Raw genomic sequence first — 20,333 nt, 5'->3', positions numbered from 1 at the left:
GGATTGCTCTTGGGGAGAGCCAGTCCCCACAAAGTTGAGGCTGTTGTCTACCGATGCCCAGTGCCACCCTGTTGGTATCTTGCCCCGATCAAAAAGGGTTGGTAGCCAAGCTCTCCAGCTTCATCTACAGCTACGGCGGCAACATCATTCACGCCGATCACCATACGGATCCCGAAGCAGGACTGTTCTTGAGCCGCATCGAGTGGGACTTGCAGGGCTTCCAACTGGAGCGAGCGGAAATTGTCCCCGCCTTTTCAGGCATTGCCCGTGGGATCCAAGCCAACTGGGAACTGCATTTTTCCGACACTCGCCGTCGCATTGCGTTGTGGGCCAGCAAGCAAAGCCACTGCCTTTTGGATCTGATCTGGCGGCAAAGGGCGGGAGAACTGCCCGCCGAGATCCCCTTGATCATCAGCAATCACCCCGACCTGGAATCGGTGGCCCGCTCCTTCGGTATCGATTACTACCACATCCCCGTTTCTCCAGAGGGCAAAGCCGCAGCCGAAGCCCGTCAGCTCGCTCTCCTGCAGGAATATCGAATTGACCTGGTGGTGTTGGCCAAGTACATGCAGGTCTTGAGTGGGTCGCTGCTCCGCCAAGCCCCGCCGGTCATCAACATTCACCATTCCACCCTGCCCGCCTTTGCCGGAGCCAACCCCTACCACCGCGCCCATCAACGGGGGGTGAAGATCATCGGCGCGACTGCCCACTATGCCACCGAAGATCTGGACGAAGGGCCGATCATCGAGCAAGACGTGGTGCGGGTCAGTCACCGCGATACCGTTGCCGACCTCGTCCGCAAAGGCCGCGATATGGAACGTCTAGTCCTGGCACGGGCAGTGCGGTATCACCTGGAGAATCGGGTGCTGGTATACCACAACAAGACGGTGGTGTTTGCCTGATCAGCCTGCGGGCGCAGCGTCGCTCAACGGGATCCCTTTCTGTTCTCGCAGGAGAGCCAAGATCTCGTCCTTCACCTCCTGAAAAGAAGAAGTGCGCTTGAGGCTGTAGTCGCGCCGGCTGGGGAAATCAACTCGGATCTCCCGTTTCACCCGCCCAGGATGGGACGTGAATACATAGATGCGCTGGGCCAAAAAGACGGCCTCTTCCACATCGTGGGTAATCATCAAAATTGAGGTGCGCGTGCGCTGCCAGAGATCCAGCAAAAACTCCTGCATGGTCTCCTTGGTTTGCACATCCAAAGCGCCAAAAGGCTCATCCATCAGCAAAATCTTCGGTTGGGCCGCCAGAGCTCGCGCAATCGCCACCCGCTGCTGCATACCGCCCGAAAGCTGCTTGGGCAGAGCCTTGGCAAAACGCTCCAGGCCGACGATCTCCAGAAAATAATCCACACGGGCTTCCCTTTCCTGCCGTTTTACCCCCTGCAATTTCAGGCCAAAGCCGACGTTCTCCGCCACGGTCATCCAGGGGTAGAGGGTGTAGGACTGGAACACGACTCCCCGATCCGCTCCCGGCCCAATCACCGGCTCCCCATCGACGCTGATGGATCCTCGGCTAGGCTGCTCCAACCCGGCAATCAGGCGCAGTAGGGTGGTTTTACCAGAGCCGGAAGCCCCCACCACACAGACAAACTCCCCCGACTCCACATGCAAATTCACCCCATCCAGAGCCAAGATAGGTCCACGACGGGTGGGGAAGGATTTGCTCAGGCCGACCACTTCCAAATGCACGACACCACCTCATAAAAAGGCCCAACGACAGGTCAAACGTACCAAGCGTCGCAGCAGCCAATCCAGCAGAAAGCCGATCAGCCCCAACACAATCAAGCACGCAAAAATCTCGTCGGTTCTAAAGAAGCGCTGGGCTAGCTGGATCCGCCTACCCAAACCCTCATTGGCGGCCACCAATTCTGCCACCACCACCAAGTTCCAAGAGGCAGCCATGTTGACGCGGAAGGTGTCGAGAATGTTCGGGGTGATGTATGGAGTGATCACCTGCAGCAACACCTGCCAGCGCCGCCCCCCCAAGGTGTAGGTGGCCTCGATCAGCTCTTTGGGAATGAACTTCACCGCATCCATGATCATCAGCATGTTGAAGAAAACGGTGCCGATGAAAATTAACCCGATCTTGGGGGCCTCATCCAAACCCAAGTAAATAATCAACAGCGGGGTGAAGGCAGGAGCGGGCATGTAGCGAAAGATGCCGCTAATCGGCTCGATCAAGGCGCGGATGCTGGCGAAGGTGCCCATGGCAATGCCGATGGGGGTCGCCACCACTGCTGCCAACAGAAAACCGCTGCTAACCCGACTGAAGCTGGCCAAGGTATCCTTCCACAGCAGGCCGTCTCGCCACAGGCGCAGCAGGGCCGCCCATACCGAAGGGGGAGAAGGCAAAAAACGCGGCGGTACCCACCCCGAGACCGATAGGCCCCACCACAAGCCGAAAGGCACCAGCACCGATAGCGCCGTCAGCAGCAAGGCCAAGGGGCGCGGGATCTCTTCGGCAATGCGCCAAAACACCGTCGGGGGCAGACTGGGGCGGGTGGGTGGAGGCGATTCAGCCGGAGCAGTCAGCATCGTACCTTACCTCACTGGTGGCCCATGAAGGGATCCCGGATATCTCTCACCGTCTAACACCCACCGACTCGGCATAGGCGCGAACGAAGCGGTCATCGAACAATGCCTCCAGATCCTTGGGCCCCTCCGAGATGAAGCCCACTCTCACCATGAAGTCCACCATTTGTCTGGCCGCATAGGGCATGTGCTGCATTCCCTCGCCGGGGCTGAAGGCTTTTAGGTTGTCTTCTATGGTGAAGAAACGAATGCCATCTTTGAACAGTTGCAGCTCCTCTGGGGTGACACCGGCACGTCTGGCCATGATTTCGTCGGCTCGCTGCGGGTTCTCCTCCATGAACTTCAGAATATCGAACCAGCTATTCACCAAAGCCTGCACCTGATCCGGCTGCTCGTCAATCAATTTTTGGCTGACCACCAACAAATCGGGAATGGCCCCTGGGAACTCCGCCGAAGAGAACAGCTCCTTGCTTCCAGGGCGCTCCAGGGCTGTCAACCAAAAGGGCGGAAAGGCTCCCACCGCATCCACCTGACCGGCAGCAAAAGCAGCGGCGGCGGCTCCGGTTTCCAAGGGCACAATGATCACATCGTCGCGGGAAAATCCCTCCCGCTCCAGCCCCAGCGTCAGCAGAAAGTCACCCACCACGCCTTCTTCCACAGCCACCCGCTTACCCACTAGGTCGGCAATGGTGTTGATCCCTTCCCGGACGATGATCTTGTCGTTGCCTGCCGAGTTGTCGTTGACCAGCACCACCACCTGACCATTCACAGATTTCGGCGCGAAGGAGAGCGTATCGTTCAGGGTTTGGGTATTGGCATCCAGTTGTCCGGCGGCAAAGGCTTCCATCGACTCAATGTAGCCATCGAACCAGCGCAACTGCACGTTGGCCCCATTTTTCTTGAAAATGCCCTCTTCTTCTCCAATGGCCCACGGCCACCAACCTGCCCAATTGCTGTAGCCCATCTGAATGGGGGGTCGGGCCAGAGCGGGAGAGGAGCTTCCCAGCAAAAGGGTGGGCAACAACCCCAGCACCCAGGACAAAAACCGGCGGCGACGCGAGATCTGTGGAGAAGAAGTCATAAGCCTGGAAGTTCAAGTAACTGTGCAGCCAGCTTGAGAATGGCTGTTCGCTGGCCTAGATTCTAGGGTCGGCTTGAGACGAGCAGCAAATAGTTAATTTGGCTACAAAATCCCCCAACTTGTTGCTTGGGTTGGCTTTGGATTTTCCGATCTTCCAGAGTGATGGGACTTAACCAAGGGGATCCCTCAGTACTCAAAGGTCATGGGCGGGAAGCGGGAAGGGCGGGATCTGAGCTGGGCGGGTTCAGAGGCAGGAGCGGGATCCCGGAAGGCTTTTGCCTCCTGCTGAAGGTGCTGCATGGCCTGCTCGATTTCCTGGAGTCGCGCGTGGATTTGCCCCTGCCGCTCTCGAATAAACTCCAGCTCCTGGTTGAGCCGCTGCTTTTCCACGGTGAGCTGCTGCATTTCGGCATAGAGGGCGGATTCGGTTTGGCGGCGAGGGATCGAGCGCAGCTTGGGGCGCGGTCGAGTTCGGGGCACACGGGGCAAGCTCATAAGGGGGGATCCCGGAAAACGGTTTGCGCCTATGCTAGCGTGCTCTTGGCGGCCCTTCCATTCCTGGGTAGGATCCGATTCGTCCGGCGTGGAAAACGGCGATGGTGGAAACTGGAGCGGAACTGTTGCAACGCTACGGCAGCGGTGAGCGCGACTTCAGCAACAGCCAACTGGCCGGGGCTGACCTGGCCGGGGCCGACTTGGCCGGGATCGACTTGGGGGGATCCATTCTCCAGCAGGCAAAGCTGGCTTCTGCCAACCTGGAGCGGGCCTACCTGAGCGGTGCCGACCTCAGCCAAGCGGATCTTCAGGGATCCAACCTGCGGCTGGCCAACCTAGAAAAAGCTAAACTGCAGGGATCCCGATTGCAGGGAGCCAACTTGCGTGGGGCCAACCTGGCGGAAGCGGACTTGAGCGAGGCCGATCTCAGCCAAGCGGACTTGGCGGGGGCCAATCTCACCGGGGCCAACTTGAGAGGATCCCTTCTGGCCCGGTGCAAACTCAAGCTGGCCAACCTGCGAGGGGCCTGCTACGACGCCACCACTCAGATGGAAGCGGATATCACTCCAGCAGAGCTGGGCATGGTTCAAGCCTAGAGGGGGAAATGGGGCTAGTCCTCCGGCTCCAAGTCCAGGATCTCCTGGATCTCAGCATCGGTATAGCCCACCGCCCGCAACTTCTCCGATACCGTCTGAATCTCCCCTGGAGACAAATCCTGCTGCCGTACCCGATCCCAGAGATTGGCCACAATCTGCAGCAGCAAACCGCTGCTCTCCGCCTCAAACAGCTCAAAAGCCGTGGCTAGCTCAATGGCCTGCAACACCTCCTCGGCACTGCCAATCGGCTGATCGAGGGATCGTTCCTCCAGCTCCACCAGCAACTGGCGCAGTTGGTTCAGGCCATCCCCAAGAGCAGACATACAGCAGGCTCCACAACGGCACTCGAACCCTCACCCTAGCAGACCCCTATCATTCCGCAAAAGGAATCCCGCCAATTCTGCGGCAGCTACAGCTATTCTGGTTAAAAGAGCGATCTAGCCGCAATCGAGGCGATTGTCGAGTCAGCATAGACAATCAACAACACCCAAACAACACCGAGAGGAGATGCATGAGTATGGCCCCAGTGAACGTCCTGCCCAATACCCCCCAGCCTTTAGCCGATGAGGGTGGCACCACCTTGGACTATGGCAGCGCGGTTTACCGGCAGGCCTACTCTCGCATCAACGGCATTGTGATCGAAGGGGAACAAGAAGCCCACGACAACTACCTCAAGCTGGCCGAGATGTTGCCGGAAGGGGCAGAGGAGCTGCACAAGCTGGCCAAGATGGAATTGCGGCACATGAAAGGCTTTCAATCCTGCGGCAAAAACCTGCAGGTAGAGCCGGATAGGGAGTTTGCCCGCACTTTCTTCGCCCCTTTGCGCAACAATTTCCAAAAAGCGGCAGCAGCCGGAGACCTAGTTACCTGCTTGGTCATTCAGTCCCTGATCATCGAATGCTTTGCCATTGCCGCCTACAACATCTACATCCCCGTCGCCGATGAGTTTGCCCGCAAGATCACCGAGGGGGTGGTCAAGGATGAGTATCTGCACCTCAACTTTGGCGAGCGCTGGCTAGGGGAGCATTTTGGCGAAGTCAAAGGGCAGATCGAAGCGGCCAACGCCCAGAACCTGCCTTTGGTGTGGCAGATGCTGCAGCAGGTGGACAAGGATGTGGAAGCCATCTACATGGATCGCGAGGCCATTGTCGAGGACTTTATGATTGCCTATGGCGAGGCGCTGGCCAACATCGGCTTCAGCACCCGCGAGGTGATGCGCCTCTCTGCCCAGGGTTTGCGGGCAGCATGACCCACCTCCATCCTCTGCTGGCGAATTGGGTTTCCGGCCCGGCTGTAGGGATCCCTACCTCTCGTGGGTATGGGCATGTTTTGATGGGATCCGGACGGGATCCATTAGTTATCCAAGCGGGTAAATCTCTATGTTCGGCCTGATCGGGCACTTGACCAGCCTGGCCCATGCGAAGCGGGTGGCAGACAAGCTGGGTTATTCCGAATATGCGGAGAGCGACCTGGAGTTCTGGTGCATGGCTCCCCCTCAGGTGGTGGACGAGATCACAGTGACCAGCATTACCGGCCAAAAGATCCATGGGCAGTACGTCGAATCCTGTTTCTTGCCGGAAATGTTGGCGGGGGGACGGGTAAAGGCCGCCTGTCGGAAAGTGTTGAATGCGATGGCTCTGGCCCAGCGGCGCGGCTTGAACATTACGGCTTTGGGGGGATTCAGCAGCATCATTTTTGAGACTTTTCGCCTCGACAGTCTCAGGCGAGTCCGCAACATTGACTTGGAGATCCAACGCTTTACCACCGGCAATACCCACACCGCCTACATCATCTGCCAGCAGCTACAGTTGGCGGCCCGGCGCTACGCCATGGACTTGGCAGCCGCTACGGTTGCGGTGGTGGGGGCGACCGGAGATATCGGCAGCGCCATTTGTCAATGGTTGGTGGCCCGCACTCACTTGGGCAAGTTGTTGCTCATCGCTCGAGAGCGGCGGCGCCTAGAGGAATTGCAGGCCAACCTCAAGCAGGGGGAGATCTGTTCGCTGGAAGAGGCCCTGCCCCGCGCCGACTTTATCGTTTGGGTGGCCAGCATGAGCCAAGGCATGGTTCTCGATCCCCAAGTTTTGCCGGATCCCTGTGTCATCATCGACGGTGGCTACCCGAAGAACATCGCCTCCAGCTTGCATCGGAAGGGGCTCTACGTCATTGACGGGGGGATGGTGGAGCACTCTTTGGACATTGAATGGAACATCATGCAGTTTTTGAATGTGGCCAACCCGGCCCGTCAGCTTTTCGCCTGCTTTGCCGAGTCCATGCTACTGGAGTTTGAGGGGCTGCACACCAATTTCAGTTGGGGCCGCAATTTGATCACCCTTGAGAAATTGGATCTGATCGGGCAGCTTTCTCGCAAGCATGGGTTCCGCCCCCTCATGCCCGAAGCCTAATTGAGATTCAAAATGAAGAGAGTCTCAGCCACAGCAGAGGTGCTGCCCCCGGTTAGGTCAATCAGCCCTCGACCGAAGCCGGACAAAACCCGAAGACCAAACGCCGAGAGACGGTCGCCATGCCCCAGTCCTTTACAGCCCACCTTTGGCAAGCCATTCAGCCCATCTACAAGCAGATCATCGATCACCCCTTCAACCGAGAGTTGGCAGCGGGCAGCCTATCGCGGCAGCGGTTCCAGTTTTATTTGCAGCAAGATGCTCTTTATCTCACGGATTTTGCCCGCGCTCTGGCCTTGATCGGAGCTCGTTCCGAAGGGGCTGAGCAAGTGGTGAGTTTCTTGAACTTTGCCCTAGGGGCCATTGTGGCCGAACGCAGCCTCCATGAAAGCTATTTTCGCCTCTACGACATTCAACCCGAAACGGCCTATGCTCCTGCTTGTTTTACCTATACCCGTTTTTTATTGGCTGCGGCGGCTTTGGATCCCTATGAGGTGGCCATTGCTGCTGTGCTGCCCTGCTTTTGGATCTACCGAGAGGTGGGATCCGCCATCTATCGCACCGCGCAGCCTGACAATCCCTACCAACAGTGGATCGACACCTACGCCGGGGAAGAATTTGCCCAAGTGGTGCAGCAGGCTTTGGACATCACCGACTCCGTCGCTCAGCAGGCTACAGAACCGCTGCGGGAAAAGATGAGGGCAGCTTTTGTCACTGCCTCCCGGTTGGAATGGCTGTTTTGGGACAGTGCCTATCGCCTCGAATCTTGGCAACCCGCCTAATGCTCAGCCGGTCGGGCTGGCTTACCAGACAGCAACTGCTGGGCTTGCGCGAAAACGGCATCCAACATCGGCTCCGTCAGCAGCCGTGTGGCGGTGTTGCGCCGGCTGGGATGGTAAGACGCCAGCAAATAGCGACCCTCTGCCAGGGGAATAACGCAGTTGTGGCCAAAGCGGGGACGGGGCCTGAGAGGCGACAAGAGCATCAGAGCGTGTTGGAAGGCAAAATGCCCCAACGTCAGGATCACTCGCACCTGGGTTAGCAGCTCCAGCTCTTGCTTCAGGTAGCCCAGGCAGGCCTTGGCTTCTATGGCGGTGGGGCGATTGTCTGGGGGAGCGCAGCGCACCACGGCTGAGATGTAGCAATCCTGCAGATGCAGGCCATCCTCTCGGTGGGTAGAGGTGGGCTGATTGGCAAAGCCAGCTCGGTACAAGGCGCGAAACAGCCAGTCCCCACTGGGATCCCCGGTAAACACCCGCCCGGTGCGGTTGCCCCCATGAGCTGCCGGTGCCAACCCGATCACCCACAGCCGCGCCTGCGGATCCCCAAATCCCGGAACGGGCTTGCCCCAGTAGGACTGCTCCCGAAAACGGGCCACCTTCTGAAGGGCGACTGCCTCTCGCCAAGCCACCAAGCGGGGACAGCGGCAGCAACTGACGATTTCAGCTTGCAAAGTGGCCCACTCCTGGATCCCCAGCGCCCTACTCCTCCTCGTCGTCGTCATCCTCCTCCAGCTCGTCGAAGGCAGGGGTGGAATCGTCGATCAACTGATCGTCTTCCAAGATCAAACGAGGCGGCAGCTCCGGCAACACTGCAGGCTCTTCTTCCTCTTCGTCAGGCTCCGGTTCGGGGGTGATCTCCTCGTAGGTGGTGAAGCCCGTGCCGGCGGGGATCAGGCGCCCGATGATCACGTTTTCTTTCAACCCGCGCAGCCAGTCGGATTTGCCCTCGATGGCCGCCTCTGTAAGCACGCGGGTGGTTTCCTGGAAGCTGGCCGCCGAGATGAAGCTGTCGGTGTTCAAGCTGGCCTTGGTGATCCCCAGCAGGACGGGCGTATATTTGGCCGGCGCCCCTCCGGTAATGGCCATGGTGGCGTTGGTCTGCTGGATTTCCCGCAACTCCACCAGCTCGCCCGGCAGCAGGATGGTGTCGCCGCCATCATCCACCCGCACCTTCGAGGTCATCTGGCGCACCACGATCTCGATGTGTTTGTCGGAGATCTCCACCCCCTGGGAGCGGTAGACGTTCTGCACTTCGTTCACGAAGAAGCGCTGCACCTCCCGCAAAGCCAACCGCGCGGCTTGGTCATCTCCAAAGGTTTGGCGATGGTACTCGTAGTAGATCTCCAAGAGGTCGTGAGGGTTGGCAGGGCCATCGGTAAGGGGATCCCCCACCCCCACCGGCTGTCCGTCCACCACCATCAAGCTTTGCCCCGGCAGCACAGGATAGTCTCTAACGGTGCCATCGGCTTCGATGACCTTCAAATCCGGCTCCTCTCCCCGCCAGCTCAGTTGAACGGTGCCGGGCCGCTTGGCCAGAACACACATTTCCTTGGGCTTGCGGGCCTCCAGCAGCTCCTCAATCCGCGGCAGACCCTGGATGATGTCCCCCGTCTTGGCCCGCTCAAACACCAGGAGGGCCAGGGAATCCCCCCGCTGCACCAGATCGCCATCTCGTACCTGCAGAATGGCACCCGCAGAAACCAAGTAGGGCCGCGCTATCCGCAACACCACTTGGCCGTCCGTTATCTGCATTACCTGTCCCGACTGTGGAGAAGGGATCCCAGGCGCCAGCTCATCTCCGGTCCGCACCAGCGCCCCTACCGCCACGCTGGCTGAACCTGTCAGGGGCACCTGCACCAGATCGTCGTCGGTAATCACCAGCACCCGCCGCACCACTTCCGCTCCCTGGCGGATCCCTTGGACGATCCCAGCCTTTTTGGCTTGGATTTCGGTTCGGGCAATAACACCTCCCCTGGAGATGGAGTCTCCTTCGCTCACCAACAGCCGCGTGTGGGTACTCCCCTGCGTCAGATCCGCTTCCACATCGCGGCGCAGCAGCAGGGTTTCCAGAATCACCAGTTGCAGGCGGCGAATGTCGGGATCCTTCTCGTCTTGGATTAGCTCGATATCGGCCTTCAGTTGTGGGGCGTCGGTATCGATCTCCAGCACCAGTTGGGTGCGTAGGAGTTCTACAGGGCCTACTGACTTCACCCGCTCCCCATCTTTGAAGGGAACGCGCTGCACCGCCCGCAGACGAATGGAGCGACCGGACTCGCTGGTGGACTCTTGAGTGGGCACCAAGGGCCGGTCGGGGATCTCGTACTCCTGCACCGGACGCAGCAGCAAGCCTGGGCCTTCGGGAGTTTCCACGTGTTCCAGGTAGACCAGTCGGTCGGGAACGATGCTGCTGAGCACCGGTTGCCCTGGCTGGATTAGGGTGCCACTTTTCACTTCCAAGTCGGCGGGGTTGTCCACCAGATGCAGGGATCCCGGCTTGATGACAATCTCCCGCAGAATGTCGTTCTTCTGGATGACTTCGACAACACCGGCATTCTGGCAAAAGATGTCTTTCACCACCTCAGTGCCCGCTTCCACATACTGGCCATCGTCCACGTTCAGCAGGGAGATGTCCTTGTTCACCTCGTGGGTCTCTTCTGGGATCCACAGCAGGGTGCCGCCCTGGATGACTTCGTAACCTTGCTTGGCCTTGCCGCGCCGTGCCACCTCAATGCCGGCGAACTTCACCAAGCCTCCCGTCTGACTGCGGAAGTGGTTGTCGATCAGCTCCGCCACCACCTCATCGTTGCCCACTTTGGTGCCCGGAGTAGCCTTGAGAACAAAGGTCTGCCCACTGGAAGTGTCCAGCAAAAATTGTTCCCGCCCCTGGTGGGATTCCACCCGTACCCGTGCTTCCCGCAACACCACCGAAGCGTTGATGATCTCCACCTCGCGCCCACTTCTGGTGTCGCTGCGCTCCGGTAGCCGCACAATGCCGCCATGCTCCGTCACCAGCGAGGTTTCGGCGATCACATCCCCCGCCTGCACCCGATCCCCGTTTTTCACCACCGGCTCGGCCCCCGGAGGCAGGTTGTACACCTGTCCAGACATCACCCAGATCAATCCCTGCCGCTGGGCAGTGTAGGTGGTGTTACCCTGGCGGTCAGTCTTCTCCTCGATGGGCAGATCGGCAAAGCGAATTTCTCCAGCCAGGTCGGCCACCACCTCTTTCTGGGCTTTCTCGGTGCTCTTACGGCTGGCCTTGGCCAGGGACACCTCTGCAATCAACTGATCCCGCTGCACCTGGGCTCCGTCCCGCACCAGCAGGGTGGATCCCTGAGTCATGTCGAAGGACTCCCGTTGACCGTCTGGGCCTTCCAAGATGATTTGGTTGTTTACCTCCACTTGTAGAGCATCGTCGCCGTGGCGGGTACGGAAGGGGCGGGTGCGCAGATTTTTCGGGAACCGCACCACACCCGCAAAGGGGGCGCGAATTTGGCGGGCCACCTCCCCTGTAAACACGCCTCCCGTGTGGAAGGTGCGCATGGTCAACTGGGTGCCCGGCTCCCCAATCGATTGGGCGGCGATGATCCCGACCGCTTCCCCCAGATCCACCAGGCGGGAGTGGGCCAAGCTCCAGCCATAACACATCCGGCACACGGAGCGGTTGGCTTCACAGGTGAGGGGAGAACGCACCATCACCTGGCGGATGCCAGCCTCTGCAATGGTTCTAGCCAAGTCGTGATCCACTTCTTGGTTGCGGCGGGCGAGGATCTCCTGGGTTTGTGGATGCACCACGTCGCGCGCCAACACTCGGCCCACCAAGCGCTCCTCCAGAGACACCACCACCTTGTCCCCGTCCATCAGGTATTCCAGAAGGATGCCCTGCTCAGTGCCGCAGTCAGATTCCCGCACGATCACATCCTGAGACACGTCCACCAAGCGGCGGGTGAGGTAGCCAGAGTCGGCGGTGCGCAGGGCCGTATCCACCAAGCCCTTGCGGGCCCCATAGGAAGAGATGATGTACTCGGTAACGGTCAGGCCCTCGCGGAAATTGGTTTTGATGGGCAAATCGATGATCTCCCCCTGGGGGTTGGCCATCAGGCCGCGCATGCCCACCAACTGCCGTACCTGGGAGACATTCCCCCTCGCCCCCGAGTTGGCCATCATGTAGACGGAGTTAAGGGGATCGTTCTGGCGGAAGTTGCTGAGCATCTCCTCCTTAATTTGGTCGTTGGTTTGGTTCCAGGTGTCGATCACCTTTTGGTAGCGCTCCACCTCTGTGATTTCCCCGCGGGTGTAGCGCTCGGTGGCCGCCTCGATCTCGGCTTCCGCTTGCGCCAACAACTGCCGCTTGCTGGGGGGAACGCGCAGATCTTCGACGCTGATGGAGACGGCTGCCTGGGTGGCGTATTTGAAGCCCAGGGTCTTCAGAGCATCCGCCATCTGAGCGGTGCGGGCTGTGCCGTAGCGGGCAAAAGACCAGGCAATCAGGTTACGCAGCTCTTTTTTGCCAATTTGATAGTTGCGAAAGGGCACAGGGGGCAAAGGGGCGTCGGCTTTGTTGCCGTCGGCAGCCTGCCGCGACAGGCCAGCGGAAAATCGTCCTTTTTCGCTCATGATGCCTCGCTAGAGAGAAGGGGAGAGAAGAGCCGTCCTACGGCAGAGGGTAACTACGCAGACAAAATATCCTGCACGGTCTTGTTAAAAATGATCCGGCCCGGCGTGGTGCGAATGTACTGGCTGATCACGTTGCCGTTTTGATCTTCGCGGATACGGCGGTAGTTGGTGATCTTGAGGCGGATGCCGCCCGCTTCTTCGATAATTTGCGGCTCGGACTCTTTTTCGCCCTTGCCCAACTCCATCGGGCCGTGGTAGCGCACCCAGACCTTGCTGTGCAGGCCGATGGCGCCGCGGTCGTAGGCGATGAGAGCATCTTCCAAGCTGGCGAAGAAGCGATCGCCAATATCTGGCGCGTGGGGGTTGTCCGCCGTCAGGTAGTAGCACCCCAACACCATATCTTGGCTGGGGGTGATGATGGGAGCGCCGGTGGCCGGGGAGAGGATGTTGTTGGTGGCCAGCATCAGCAGGCGCGCTTCCGCCTGGGCTTCCAACGACAGGGGCACATGCACAGCCATCTGGTCGCCGTCGAAGTCAGCATTGAAGGCGGGGCAAACCAGAGGGTGAAGTTGAATCGCCCTTCCCTCCACCAGGATCGGTTCAAAGGCTTGGATCCCGAGGCGGTGCAGCGTGGGAGCGCGGTTAAGCAAAACCGGGTGGCCGTCGATCACGTCCTCCAGCACATCCCAAACCTGCGGGTCGTTGCTCTGGATCATCTTTTTGGCAGCCTTGATGTTGTTGACAATGCCCCGCTTGATCAATTTGTGGATGACAAAGGGCTGGAACAGCTCGATGGCCATCTCTTTGGGCAGGCCACACTGGTGCATGCGCAGGTTGGGCCCCACCACGATCACCGAACGCCCGGAGTAGTCCACCCGTTTGCCCAACAGGTTTTGCCGGAAGCGCCCCTGTTTGCCCTCGATGATGTCGGAGAGGGACTTGAGGGGACGGTTGTTGGCCCCCGCCACTACGCGCCCCCGCCGACCGTTGTCGATCAGCGCGTCCACCGCCTCCTGGAGCATGCGCTTTTCGTTGCGCACAATGATCTCCGGCGCCATGATCTCCTGCAGCCGGGCCAGACGGTTGTTGCGGTTGATCACACGACGGTAGAGATCGTTGAGGTCGCTGGTGGCAAAGCGGCCCCCATCCAACTGCACCATGGGACGCAAATCCGGCGGGATCACCGGCAGCACCCGCAACACCATCCACTCCGGACGGGATCCGGTGGCGATGAAGTTGTCGATTACCCGCAGCCGCTTGATCAGGCGCGCCCGCTTTTGGCCGCGAGCACTGGTGATCTCCTCCCGCAGTTGCTCCGCCTCTTTTTCCAGGTCGATATCCTTGAGCAGGCGCTCGATGGCCTCCGCCCCGATCATCGCCCAGTTCTCCGGCAGTTGCAGTTCGGATCCCTCCTCGTACATCTGATCTTCGATCTCGAGGAATTGATCCTCCGTCAACAGTTGCTTGTAAGAGAGATTCTGGGCATTGCCCGGATCCACCACTACGTAGGCGTTGAAGTACACCACTTGCTCCACATCCCGCAGCGGCATGTCCAACAGCGTGGCAATGTGGCTGGGGATCCCTTTCAAATACCAAACATGGGTGACGGGGGCAGCCAACTTGATGTAGCCCATGCGGTGGCGGCGCACCCGCGACTCGGTTACCTCCACCCCACAGCGCTCGCAGACGATCCCCCGATGCCGTACCCGCTTGTACTTGCCGCAGTGGCATTCCCAGTCTTTGGCCGGCCCAAAGATGCGCTCGCAAAAGAGACCATCCATCTCCGGCTTGAGGGTGCGGTAATTGATGGTCTCAGGCTTGGTGACTTCCCCCACCACTTGACCATTGGGCAGGGTGCGCTGGCCCCACTCCATGATCCGCTCTGGAGAAGCCAAGCCAATTTTGACGTAGTCAAAGCGTTGCTCTGTTTTGGCCATCGCCATTCTCCTCCTGACTTGCTGCCCTGGCACCTAAACCCAAAGGAAAGGCAAACCCCGCCCTCCTTCGCGGGCTGAATGGGATCCCCGTCGCGTTCGCGTCAGCGGCACGGAGCCCTCTCAACACTCAAAAGTCATCTTCCTCTTCTCCGTCCTCATCTTCCTCACGGCTACGGCTGGCATTCGCGTCAGCGGTGCGGAGCACTCTGGTAAAGGCTGGTGATGGCGAGAGATCCTCAGACGTAACCGATTCATAAGTGGGTCGAGAGGGAGTATGACGGTTGGAGGTATCGGCCATCAGATCCACTTCCACATCGTGGGTTTGCCCTTCGCTGTCCACCTCCACCTTGTGTACCGACACATCCAGGCAGAGGGACTGCAGCTCCCGCACCAGCACCTTGAAGGACTCCGGCGTGCCGGGTCGAGGGATGGGCTTGCCCTTGACGATGGCGTTGAGAGCCTCGTTGCGCCCCACCATGTCGTCGGACTTGACGGTGAGCAGCTCCTGCAGGATGTAGGCCGCCCCAAACGCCTCCAAAGCCCACACCTCCATCTCCCCAAAGCGCTGGCCGCCCTGCTGCGCCTTGCCCCCCAGCGGTTGCTGGGTCACCAAAGAATAGGGGCCGGTGGAGCGGGCATGGATCTTGTCATCCACCAAGTGCACCAGCTTCAGCATGTAGGCGCGGCCCACCGTAACGGGCTGGTCGAAGGGCTCCCCGGTGCGACCGTCAAACACCTGGATTTTGCCGCAGTACTTGCCTTCCGGGTTAAAAATCCAGTCCTTGCCGGTCTTCTCTCGGGCTTCCCTCAGCTTGGCCTCCACCGTCAGACGGGAGGCTTCCAAACCGTGCATCTCGTCGAAGGGCATCAGCTTGAAGCGCACCCCCAGATGCTCTGCTGCCCAGCCCAGCAGGCACTCGTACACTTGGCCCACGTTCATGCGAGAGGGCACCCCCAAGGGGTTGAGCACCACATCCACCGGTGTGCCGTCCGCCAGGTAGGGCATGTCCTCAATCGGCAAGATGCGGGAGATGATACCCTTGTTGCCGTGACGGCCCGCGATCTTGTCCCCCACCTGGATTTTGCGCTTGAGGGCGATGTAGACCCGCACCACCATGTTGGCGCCCGGAGGCAGCTCATCTCCCTGTTCGCGGGTAAAGATGCGCACATCTACCACCCGACCGCGCTCGCCGTTGGGCACCCGCAGGGAGTTGTCCCGCACATCCCGAGCTTTTTCCCCGAAAATGGCCCGCAACAGCCGCTCCTCTGGCGGTTGATCAGACTCCCCTTTGGGAGTGACCTTGCCCACCAGAATATCGCCGGCTTCCACCCAAGCCCCAATGCGCACAATGCCGTTTTCATCCAGGTCGCGCAGGGCATCTTCCCCCACGTTGGGGATCTCGCGGGTGATCTCTTCCGGGCCTAGCTTGGTTTGCCGGGCCTCGATCTCATGCTTCTCGATGTGTACCGAGGTGAAGACATCGTCGTAGACCAGCCGCTCGCTGATCAAGATGGCATCTTCGTAGTTGTAGCCCTCCCAGGGCATATAGGCCACCAACACGTTTTGGCCCAAAGCCAGCTCGCCACCCTCGGTAGCCGGGCCATCCGCCAGCACCTGGCCAGCCAATACCCGATCCCCCGTATAGACAAGGGGGCGCTGGTTGAGACAGGTATCTTGGTTGGAGCGCTGATACTTCTGCAGGCGGTAGACAATCGGATCGCCGCCGTCATCTGGCCGAACCACGATTTCGTCGGCGGAAACGTAGGTCACCACGCCATTGGTGCGCGACACCACCACCATGCCGGAGTCCCGTGCCGCCTGCGCTTCCAAGCCCGTGCCCACGTAAGGCCGATCCGGCTTAAGCAGGGGTACCGCCTGCCGCTGCATGTTGGCTCCCATCAAGGCGCGGTTGGCGTCGTCGTGCTCCAGGAAGGGGATCAAGGAGGTGGCCACAGAGATAACCTGCACCGGTGCCACCTGGACGTAGTGGACTTCTGTGGGGTGAGCGGTGGTGAACTCCTGGCGGTAGCGCACCGGCACCAAATCGGCAGTGATGCGGCCTTCGGCATCCACCGGCACATCCCCAGGGGCTACGCGGTACTCGTCCTCTTCATCGGCAGTGAGGTAGACCATGCCCAGATCTTTGCGCACCACGCCGTTCTCGACCCGGTAATAGGGGCTTTCGATAAAGCCGTACTGGTTGACGCGGGCGTGGGTGGCCAGGGATCCGATCAACCCGGCGTTGGGGCCTTCTGGGGTTTCGATGGGGCAGATGCGCCCGTAGTGGCTGGGGTGGATGTCCCGCACGGCAAAGCCGGCCCGTTCCCGACTCAGGCCGCCGGGGCCCAGGGCAGATAGCCGCCGCTTGTGGGTCAGCTCCGCCAGAGGATTGGTCTGATCCATGAACTGGGAGAGCTGGCTGGAGCCGAAGAACTCTTTAATAGCCGCCACCAAGGGTTTGGGGTTGACCAAAGAGGCCGGGGTGAGGTTTTCCGACTCGGAGACCGTCATCCGTTCTCGGATGATCCGCTCCAGGCGATTTAGGCCCACCCGCACCTGGTTTTGCAGCAGCTCACCCACAGAACGCACGCGGCGATTGCCCAGGTGGTCGATGTCGTCCACATGGCCGATGTCGTACTCCAAGTTGATCAGGTAGTCGATGACGGCCAAGATGTCGGGGACGGTAAGCACCCGCACATTTTCCGCTACGTTGAGGTTTAACTTTTTGTTCAGCTTGTAGCGCCCTACCCGGCCCAGATCGTAGCGTTTGGGGTCGAAGAAGCGGGATTCCAGCAACTGCTGGCCACCCGATACAGTGGGAGGTTCGCCGGGCCGCAACTTGCGGTACAGCTCCATCAGGGCCTCTTCTTCGCTGTAGGGCCCCTCTTTCTCCATGGTCTTCTGGAAGAATTCGGGGTGGCGCAGGTTGTCGTAAATCTCGGAGTCGCTCAGGCCCAGGGCTTTCAGCAAAACTGCCGCCGAGAGCTTGCGGGTTTTGTCGATGCGCACCCAAACCAGGCCGTTTTTGTCGGTCTCGAACTTCAGCCAGGCACCACGGTTGGGGATCAGGCTGGCGCTGTAGGTACGACGCCCGTTTTTGTCCAGCTCCGACTTGTAATAGACGCCGGGGCTGCGCACAATTTGGTTGACGATCACCCGCTCAGCGCCGTTGATGATGAAGGTGCCGCGATCCGTCATCAAGGGCAGTTCGCCGATGAAGACGTCCATGTCCTTGATCTCGCCGGTCTCCTTGTTGATGAGGCGGGTGGGCACCCGGATTTGCGCTTGGTAGGTGGCGTCTCGCCGCTTCGCCTCCTCGGGGTCGTAGCGGGGGCGGTTAATCTTATACCCTTTGGAGGGATCCCCAGGGCGATATTCGGGCAGGAAATGCAGTTCCAGCTTGCCGGTGTAATCGACGATGGGGGAAAAGCTGAGAAGCTCCTCTTCAAACCCTTCTCGCAAAAACCACAAGAAACTCTCCCGCTGAATCTCTACCAGGTCAGGAAAGGTAGGAGCGACAGGGGATGGCACTGCTAATTGTGTCATGCGTTGCTCGGGAGGGGTCGCGCTGCAGTCAGGCTTCTCATTATAGAAACCCCGCCAACGATCGTCAACGAACGTTACAAAGGTCGAGGGGCTGTCCGGATCCCTTGAGGGCTCACTTGGAAAATCTCGGCAAAACCGCTGGGGATCCCCTTTTGGCTGCCGGGGCAGGGGCGGTTTCCGCCATGCCTTAAGGATTGTTCACATCCATTCACACTCAAGCAGATTATTCTAATCTTTAACCGTTTTTGCGGATCATCCGCTGCTCCAGCTCGGATTTCCGGTCAACCTTGGGGATCGGAGGGGTGGCTCTGACAGGCTCAGCCGGTCGACAGAGTGGACTTGGCGCCGGTTTGCGTCGCTTTTGAGATGCACGCTGTTGATGCAGGCTAGGGGGCAAGACGCGGAGCCATCAATCATGAGAAAGGATCGGGAATGGGTTTACAAAGCTTCTCAGGCTGGGGGAACCTCGGGATGGCTTGCGGGTGATCTGCGGGTGATCTAATGAAGCACAGTTTGTTGGCGAGGAGGGTTTTGTGAGTCAAAGTCAGAACAATCAGAATAAAAAAAGTGATCTGTATAACCGGGACCACAGCTTGTCGGCCCAGTTGCGAGAGGGCACCAAGCAGTCCCACACCATGGCCGAGAACATGGCCTTTATCAAGTGTTTCCTGAAGGGAGTGGTGGGTAAACGGGCCTACAGCCGCTACCTGGGCAATTTCTACTTTGTCTACAGCGCTTTGGAAGAAGGCTTTGCCCAACTGCGAGAGCACCCCCTGGTGGGCCGGCTCTACTACCCAGAGCTGTGGCGCAAGGCCAGCCTGGAGAAGGATTTAAATTATTTTGTTGGCCCCAACTGGCGCTCTTTGGTCAAGCCCTCCCCTGCCTGCCAGGTCTATGTCAACCGCATTCGGGAAGTGGTGGAAAAAGATCCGCTTCTGCTGATCGCTCACGCCTACACCCGCTACATCGGCGACCTGTCGGGCGGTCAAATCCTCAAAAACATTGCCCGCCGGGCCATGGGCTTGCCGCAGGGGGAAGGAACGGCCTTCTACGATTTCGAGCAGATCCCTCATGAGGGCAAATTCAAGCAGCGCTACCGCGCCCAGCTGGATGCGTTGGAGCTGGATCAAACCACCATCGACCGCATTGTGGCAGAGGCCAACTATGCCTTCAAGCTGAACATGGATCTGTTTAGGGAGTTGGAGGGCAATTGGCTGTTGTCGATGGCCCGCTTGGCCTGGAACTCTCTGCTCAGCCAGTTTCAACGCAAGCCCGCCCGTTCTGAGGCAGCCGCTCCCAGCTCCTAAAATCCGGATTCCAGAGGGCAGTGAGGCGATGGGTTCTGCTGCCTATCTCCCCTCTCCCTCTGGGAGAAGAGCCGGGGGTGAGGATCAGTCACATTCAAGAGTGTCGCGGGTGGCCCGACCGGTTACAGGGTTAACGCCGGTGGCCCGTTCGCAAAGGATGGAGAGGGCGTCTTGCCGTATCAACGCATTGGTGAAATCCGCCCCATCAATTTGGATCCCTTCGACTCGGGCCAGCCACATCATGCTGTCCTGCAGTTGCGCTTCTCGCAGATCCGCACCCTGTAGGTTGGCCATGTCCAAAGTGGCCCCGCGCAAGTCGGCTCCGCGCAAGTTGGCTTTGCTGAGATTGGCCCCGAACAGGTTCGCCCCTGCCGCCTTCACATGGCCGAGATCGCTTTGGCGCAGGTTGGCCTTGAGAAACTTCCAGCCGCTCAGGTCTTGCCCTGCAAAGCTCACCCCCTGTAGATCTCGTTTGGTGTAGTCTTCGGCGTGGGCCGGGGATCCCAGCGGAGTAACCCCCAGGCAGAGTATCAGCCCGCAAAGCACCATCCCCCGCAGGAAACGGCTCAGCCAAGACCGCCTCGCCAGAACCGAAGCCAGCCAAGCAACAGACATCGTGGATCCCTCCCTCAAGGAAACCTCTATGGCTTGGGAATTGCTTCTGGTTTTATCTTACCGGATAGGGATCCCGCCGGCAGATTGGGCTATCATGAACTACCCCACCGCATAGGCGGATGGGGTTTCTGATGCCCCATTCGCTTGACGGTGAAGTTTCTGTCTCTTCCTCTGCCCCAGGTGCTTCATAGCCCCGCAGGACTTTGAAGTAGAGCTGAAGCATCCAAGACTCACGAGGCCGGTTCCCAACCCCGGTTGCCGATTAGTGGCAACGTTGTGCATCACCATCACCGAGCCCCGATCCCTGGGGATTTCAAACCCACAAGCCGAGCAGACATGATAACGGTTGCTCAAGTCCGCCCACTCCTTGTGGACTGCCCCACATTGGGGACAGCGTTGGCTCGGTTTGAGGGTCTGAGT

The 20,333-nt window shown here is 59.5% G+C and carries 17 protein-coding genes; 6 read left to right on the top strand and 11 right to left on the bottom strand.

All coding sequences use genetic code 11. From position 1 onward, the window contains the following. Window positions 1-53: 53 nt before the first annotated feature. Entirely contained in the window at window positions 54-902 is an 849-nt protein-coding gene (gene purU / locus NW816_RS11730) for a formyltetrahydrofolate deformylase (RefSeq protein ID WP_414409268.1), read from the top strand. Here the strand turns inward: purU and NW816_RS11725 are convergent, their stop codons facing one another. The 4 genes from NW816_RS11725 to NW816_RS11710 all read right to left on the bottom strand — a co-directional run bounded on the left by NW816_RS11725 (window position 903) and on the right by NW816_RS11710 (window position 4,110). Continuing rightward, a complete protein-coding gene (locus NW816_RS11725) occupies window positions 903-1,691 on the bottom strand; it encodes an ABC transporter ATP-binding protein (protein ID WP_414409267.1) in 789 nt (262 codons plus the stop codon). Between the two features lie 9 nt (window positions 1,692-1,700). Beyond that, window positions 1,701-2,537 carry an ABC transporter permease gene (locus NW816_RS11720; protein ID WP_414343731.1) on the bottom strand — a complete coding sequence of 279 codons (837 nt, stop codon included), beginning with the start codon at window positions 2,535-2,537 and terminating at the stop codon, window positions 1,701-1,703. A gap of 46 nt (window positions 2,538-2,583) precedes the next feature. Further along, a complete protein-coding gene (locus tag NW816_RS11715; protein WP_414409266.1) occupies window positions 2,584-3,615 on the bottom strand; it encodes an ABC transporter substrate-binding protein in 1,032 nt (343 codons plus the stop codon). A gap of 186 nt (window positions 3,616-3,801) precedes the next feature. Continuing rightward, window positions 3,802-4,110 (bottom strand): gas vesicle protein GvpV, encoded by a 309-nt coding sequence (locus tag NW816_RS11710; protein WP_238376787.1) that lies wholly within the window; start codon window positions 4,108-4,110, stop codon window positions 3,802-3,804. Between the two features lie 101 nt (window positions 4,111-4,211). Between NW816_RS11710 and NW816_RS11705 the strand changes: the two genes are divergently transcribed. Continuing rightward, window positions 4,212-4,706, top strand: coding sequence for a pentapeptide repeat-containing protein (locus NW816_RS11705; protein WP_414409265.1), 495 nt, complete (start codon window positions 4,212-4,214; stop codon window positions 4,704-4,706). A gap of 14 nt (window positions 4,707-4,720) precedes the next feature. Here the strand turns inward: NW816_RS11705 and NW816_RS11700 are convergent, their stop codons facing one another. After that, the gene (locus tag NW816_RS11700; RefSeq protein ID WP_414330858.1) at window positions 4,721-5,029 is read right to left on the bottom strand and encodes a hypothetical protein; all 309 of its coding nucleotides are present in this window, start codon (window positions 5,027-5,029) and stop codon (window positions 4,721-4,723) included. 194 nt (window positions 5,030-5,223) lie between these two features. Here NW816_RS11700 and NW816_RS11695 point away from each other — a divergent pair, with 194 nt between their 5' ends. From NW816_RS11695 to tenA, 3 genes are all read left to right on the top strand, one after another. Continuing rightward, window positions 5,224-5,955, top strand: a complete 732-nt coding sequence (locus NW816_RS11695; RefSeq protein WP_414356740.1) for an aldehyde oxygenase (deformylating) — start codon at window positions 5,224-5,226, stop codon at window positions 5,953-5,955. Window positions 5,956-6,085: 130 nt separating this feature from the next. Further along, window positions 6,086-7,111: a long-chain acyl-[acyl-carrier-protein] reductase gene (locus NW816_RS11690; RefSeq protein ID WP_414356729.1), complete on the top strand. Its 1,026-nt coding sequence runs from the start codon at window positions 6,086-6,088 to the stop codon at window positions 7,109-7,111. A 119-nt stretch (window positions 7,112-7,230) separates the two neighbouring features. Continuing rightward, the gene (gene tenA / locus NW816_RS11685) at window positions 7,231-7,890 is read left to right on the top strand and encodes a thiaminase II (protein ID WP_414409264.1); all 660 of its coding nucleotides are present in this window, start codon (window positions 7,231-7,233) and stop codon (window positions 7,888-7,890) included. Here tenA and NW816_RS11680 read toward each other — a convergent pair. From NW816_RS11680 to rpoB, 4 genes are all read right to left on the bottom strand, one after another. Beyond that, window positions 7,887-8,612, bottom strand: coding sequence for a uracil-DNA glycosylase (locus NW816_RS11680; protein ID WP_414409263.1), 726 nt, complete (start codon window positions 8,610-8,612; stop codon window positions 7,887-7,889). The genes tenA and NW816_RS11680 overlap by 4 nt on opposite strands. Then, window positions 8,590-12,426 (bottom strand): DNA-directed RNA polymerase subunit beta', encoded by a 3,837-nt coding sequence (locus NW816_RS11675; RefSeq protein WP_414409291.1) that lies wholly within the window; start codon window positions 12,424-12,426, stop codon window positions 8,590-8,592. Before NW816_RS11675 ends, NW816_RS11680 begins: the two co-directional genes overlap by 23 nt. Window positions 12,427-12,560: 134 nt before the next feature. Continuing rightward, a complete protein-coding gene (locus NW816_RS11670; RefSeq protein WP_414409262.1) occupies window positions 12,561-14,444 on the bottom strand; it encodes a DNA-directed RNA polymerase subunit gamma in 1,884 nt (627 codons plus the stop codon). Between the two features lie 127 nt (window positions 14,445-14,571). Continuing rightward, window positions 14,572-17,991 carry a DNA-directed RNA polymerase subunit beta gene (gene rpoB, locus NW816_RS11665; RefSeq protein WP_414409261.1) on the bottom strand — a complete coding sequence of 1,140 codons (3,420 nt, stop codon included), beginning with the start codon at window positions 17,989-17,991 and terminating at the stop codon, window positions 14,572-14,574. Between the two features lie 593 nt (window positions 17,992-18,584). Here rpoB and NW816_RS11660 point away from each other — a divergent pair. Continuing rightward, window positions 18,585-19,298, top strand: coding sequence for a heme oxygenase (biliverdin-producing) (locus NW816_RS11660; RefSeq protein WP_414409290.1), 714 nt, complete (start codon window positions 18,585-18,587; stop codon window positions 19,296-19,298). 84 nt (window positions 19,299-19,382) lie between these two features. Here NW816_RS11660 and NW816_RS11655 read toward each other — a convergent pair whose 3' ends face one another. Next, a complete protein-coding gene (locus tag NW816_RS11655; RefSeq protein ID WP_414409260.1) occupies window positions 19,383-19,913 on the bottom strand; it encodes a pentapeptide repeat-containing protein in 531 nt (176 codons plus the stop codon). Window positions 19,914-20,012: 99 nt separating this feature from the next. Next, window positions 20,013-20,333: zinc ribbon domain-containing protein (locus tag NW816_RS11650; protein WP_414409259.1), on the bottom strand; the 321-nt coding region annotated here is incomplete at its 5' end.

This window comes from Synechococcus sp. W55.1 (genome assembly GCF_047461655.1).
Classification (GTDB): Bacteria; Cyanobacteriota; Cyanobacteriia; order Thermostichales; family Thermostichaceae; genus Thermostichus.
This window is presented reverse-complemented; position numbering and strand designations above follow the sequence as displayed.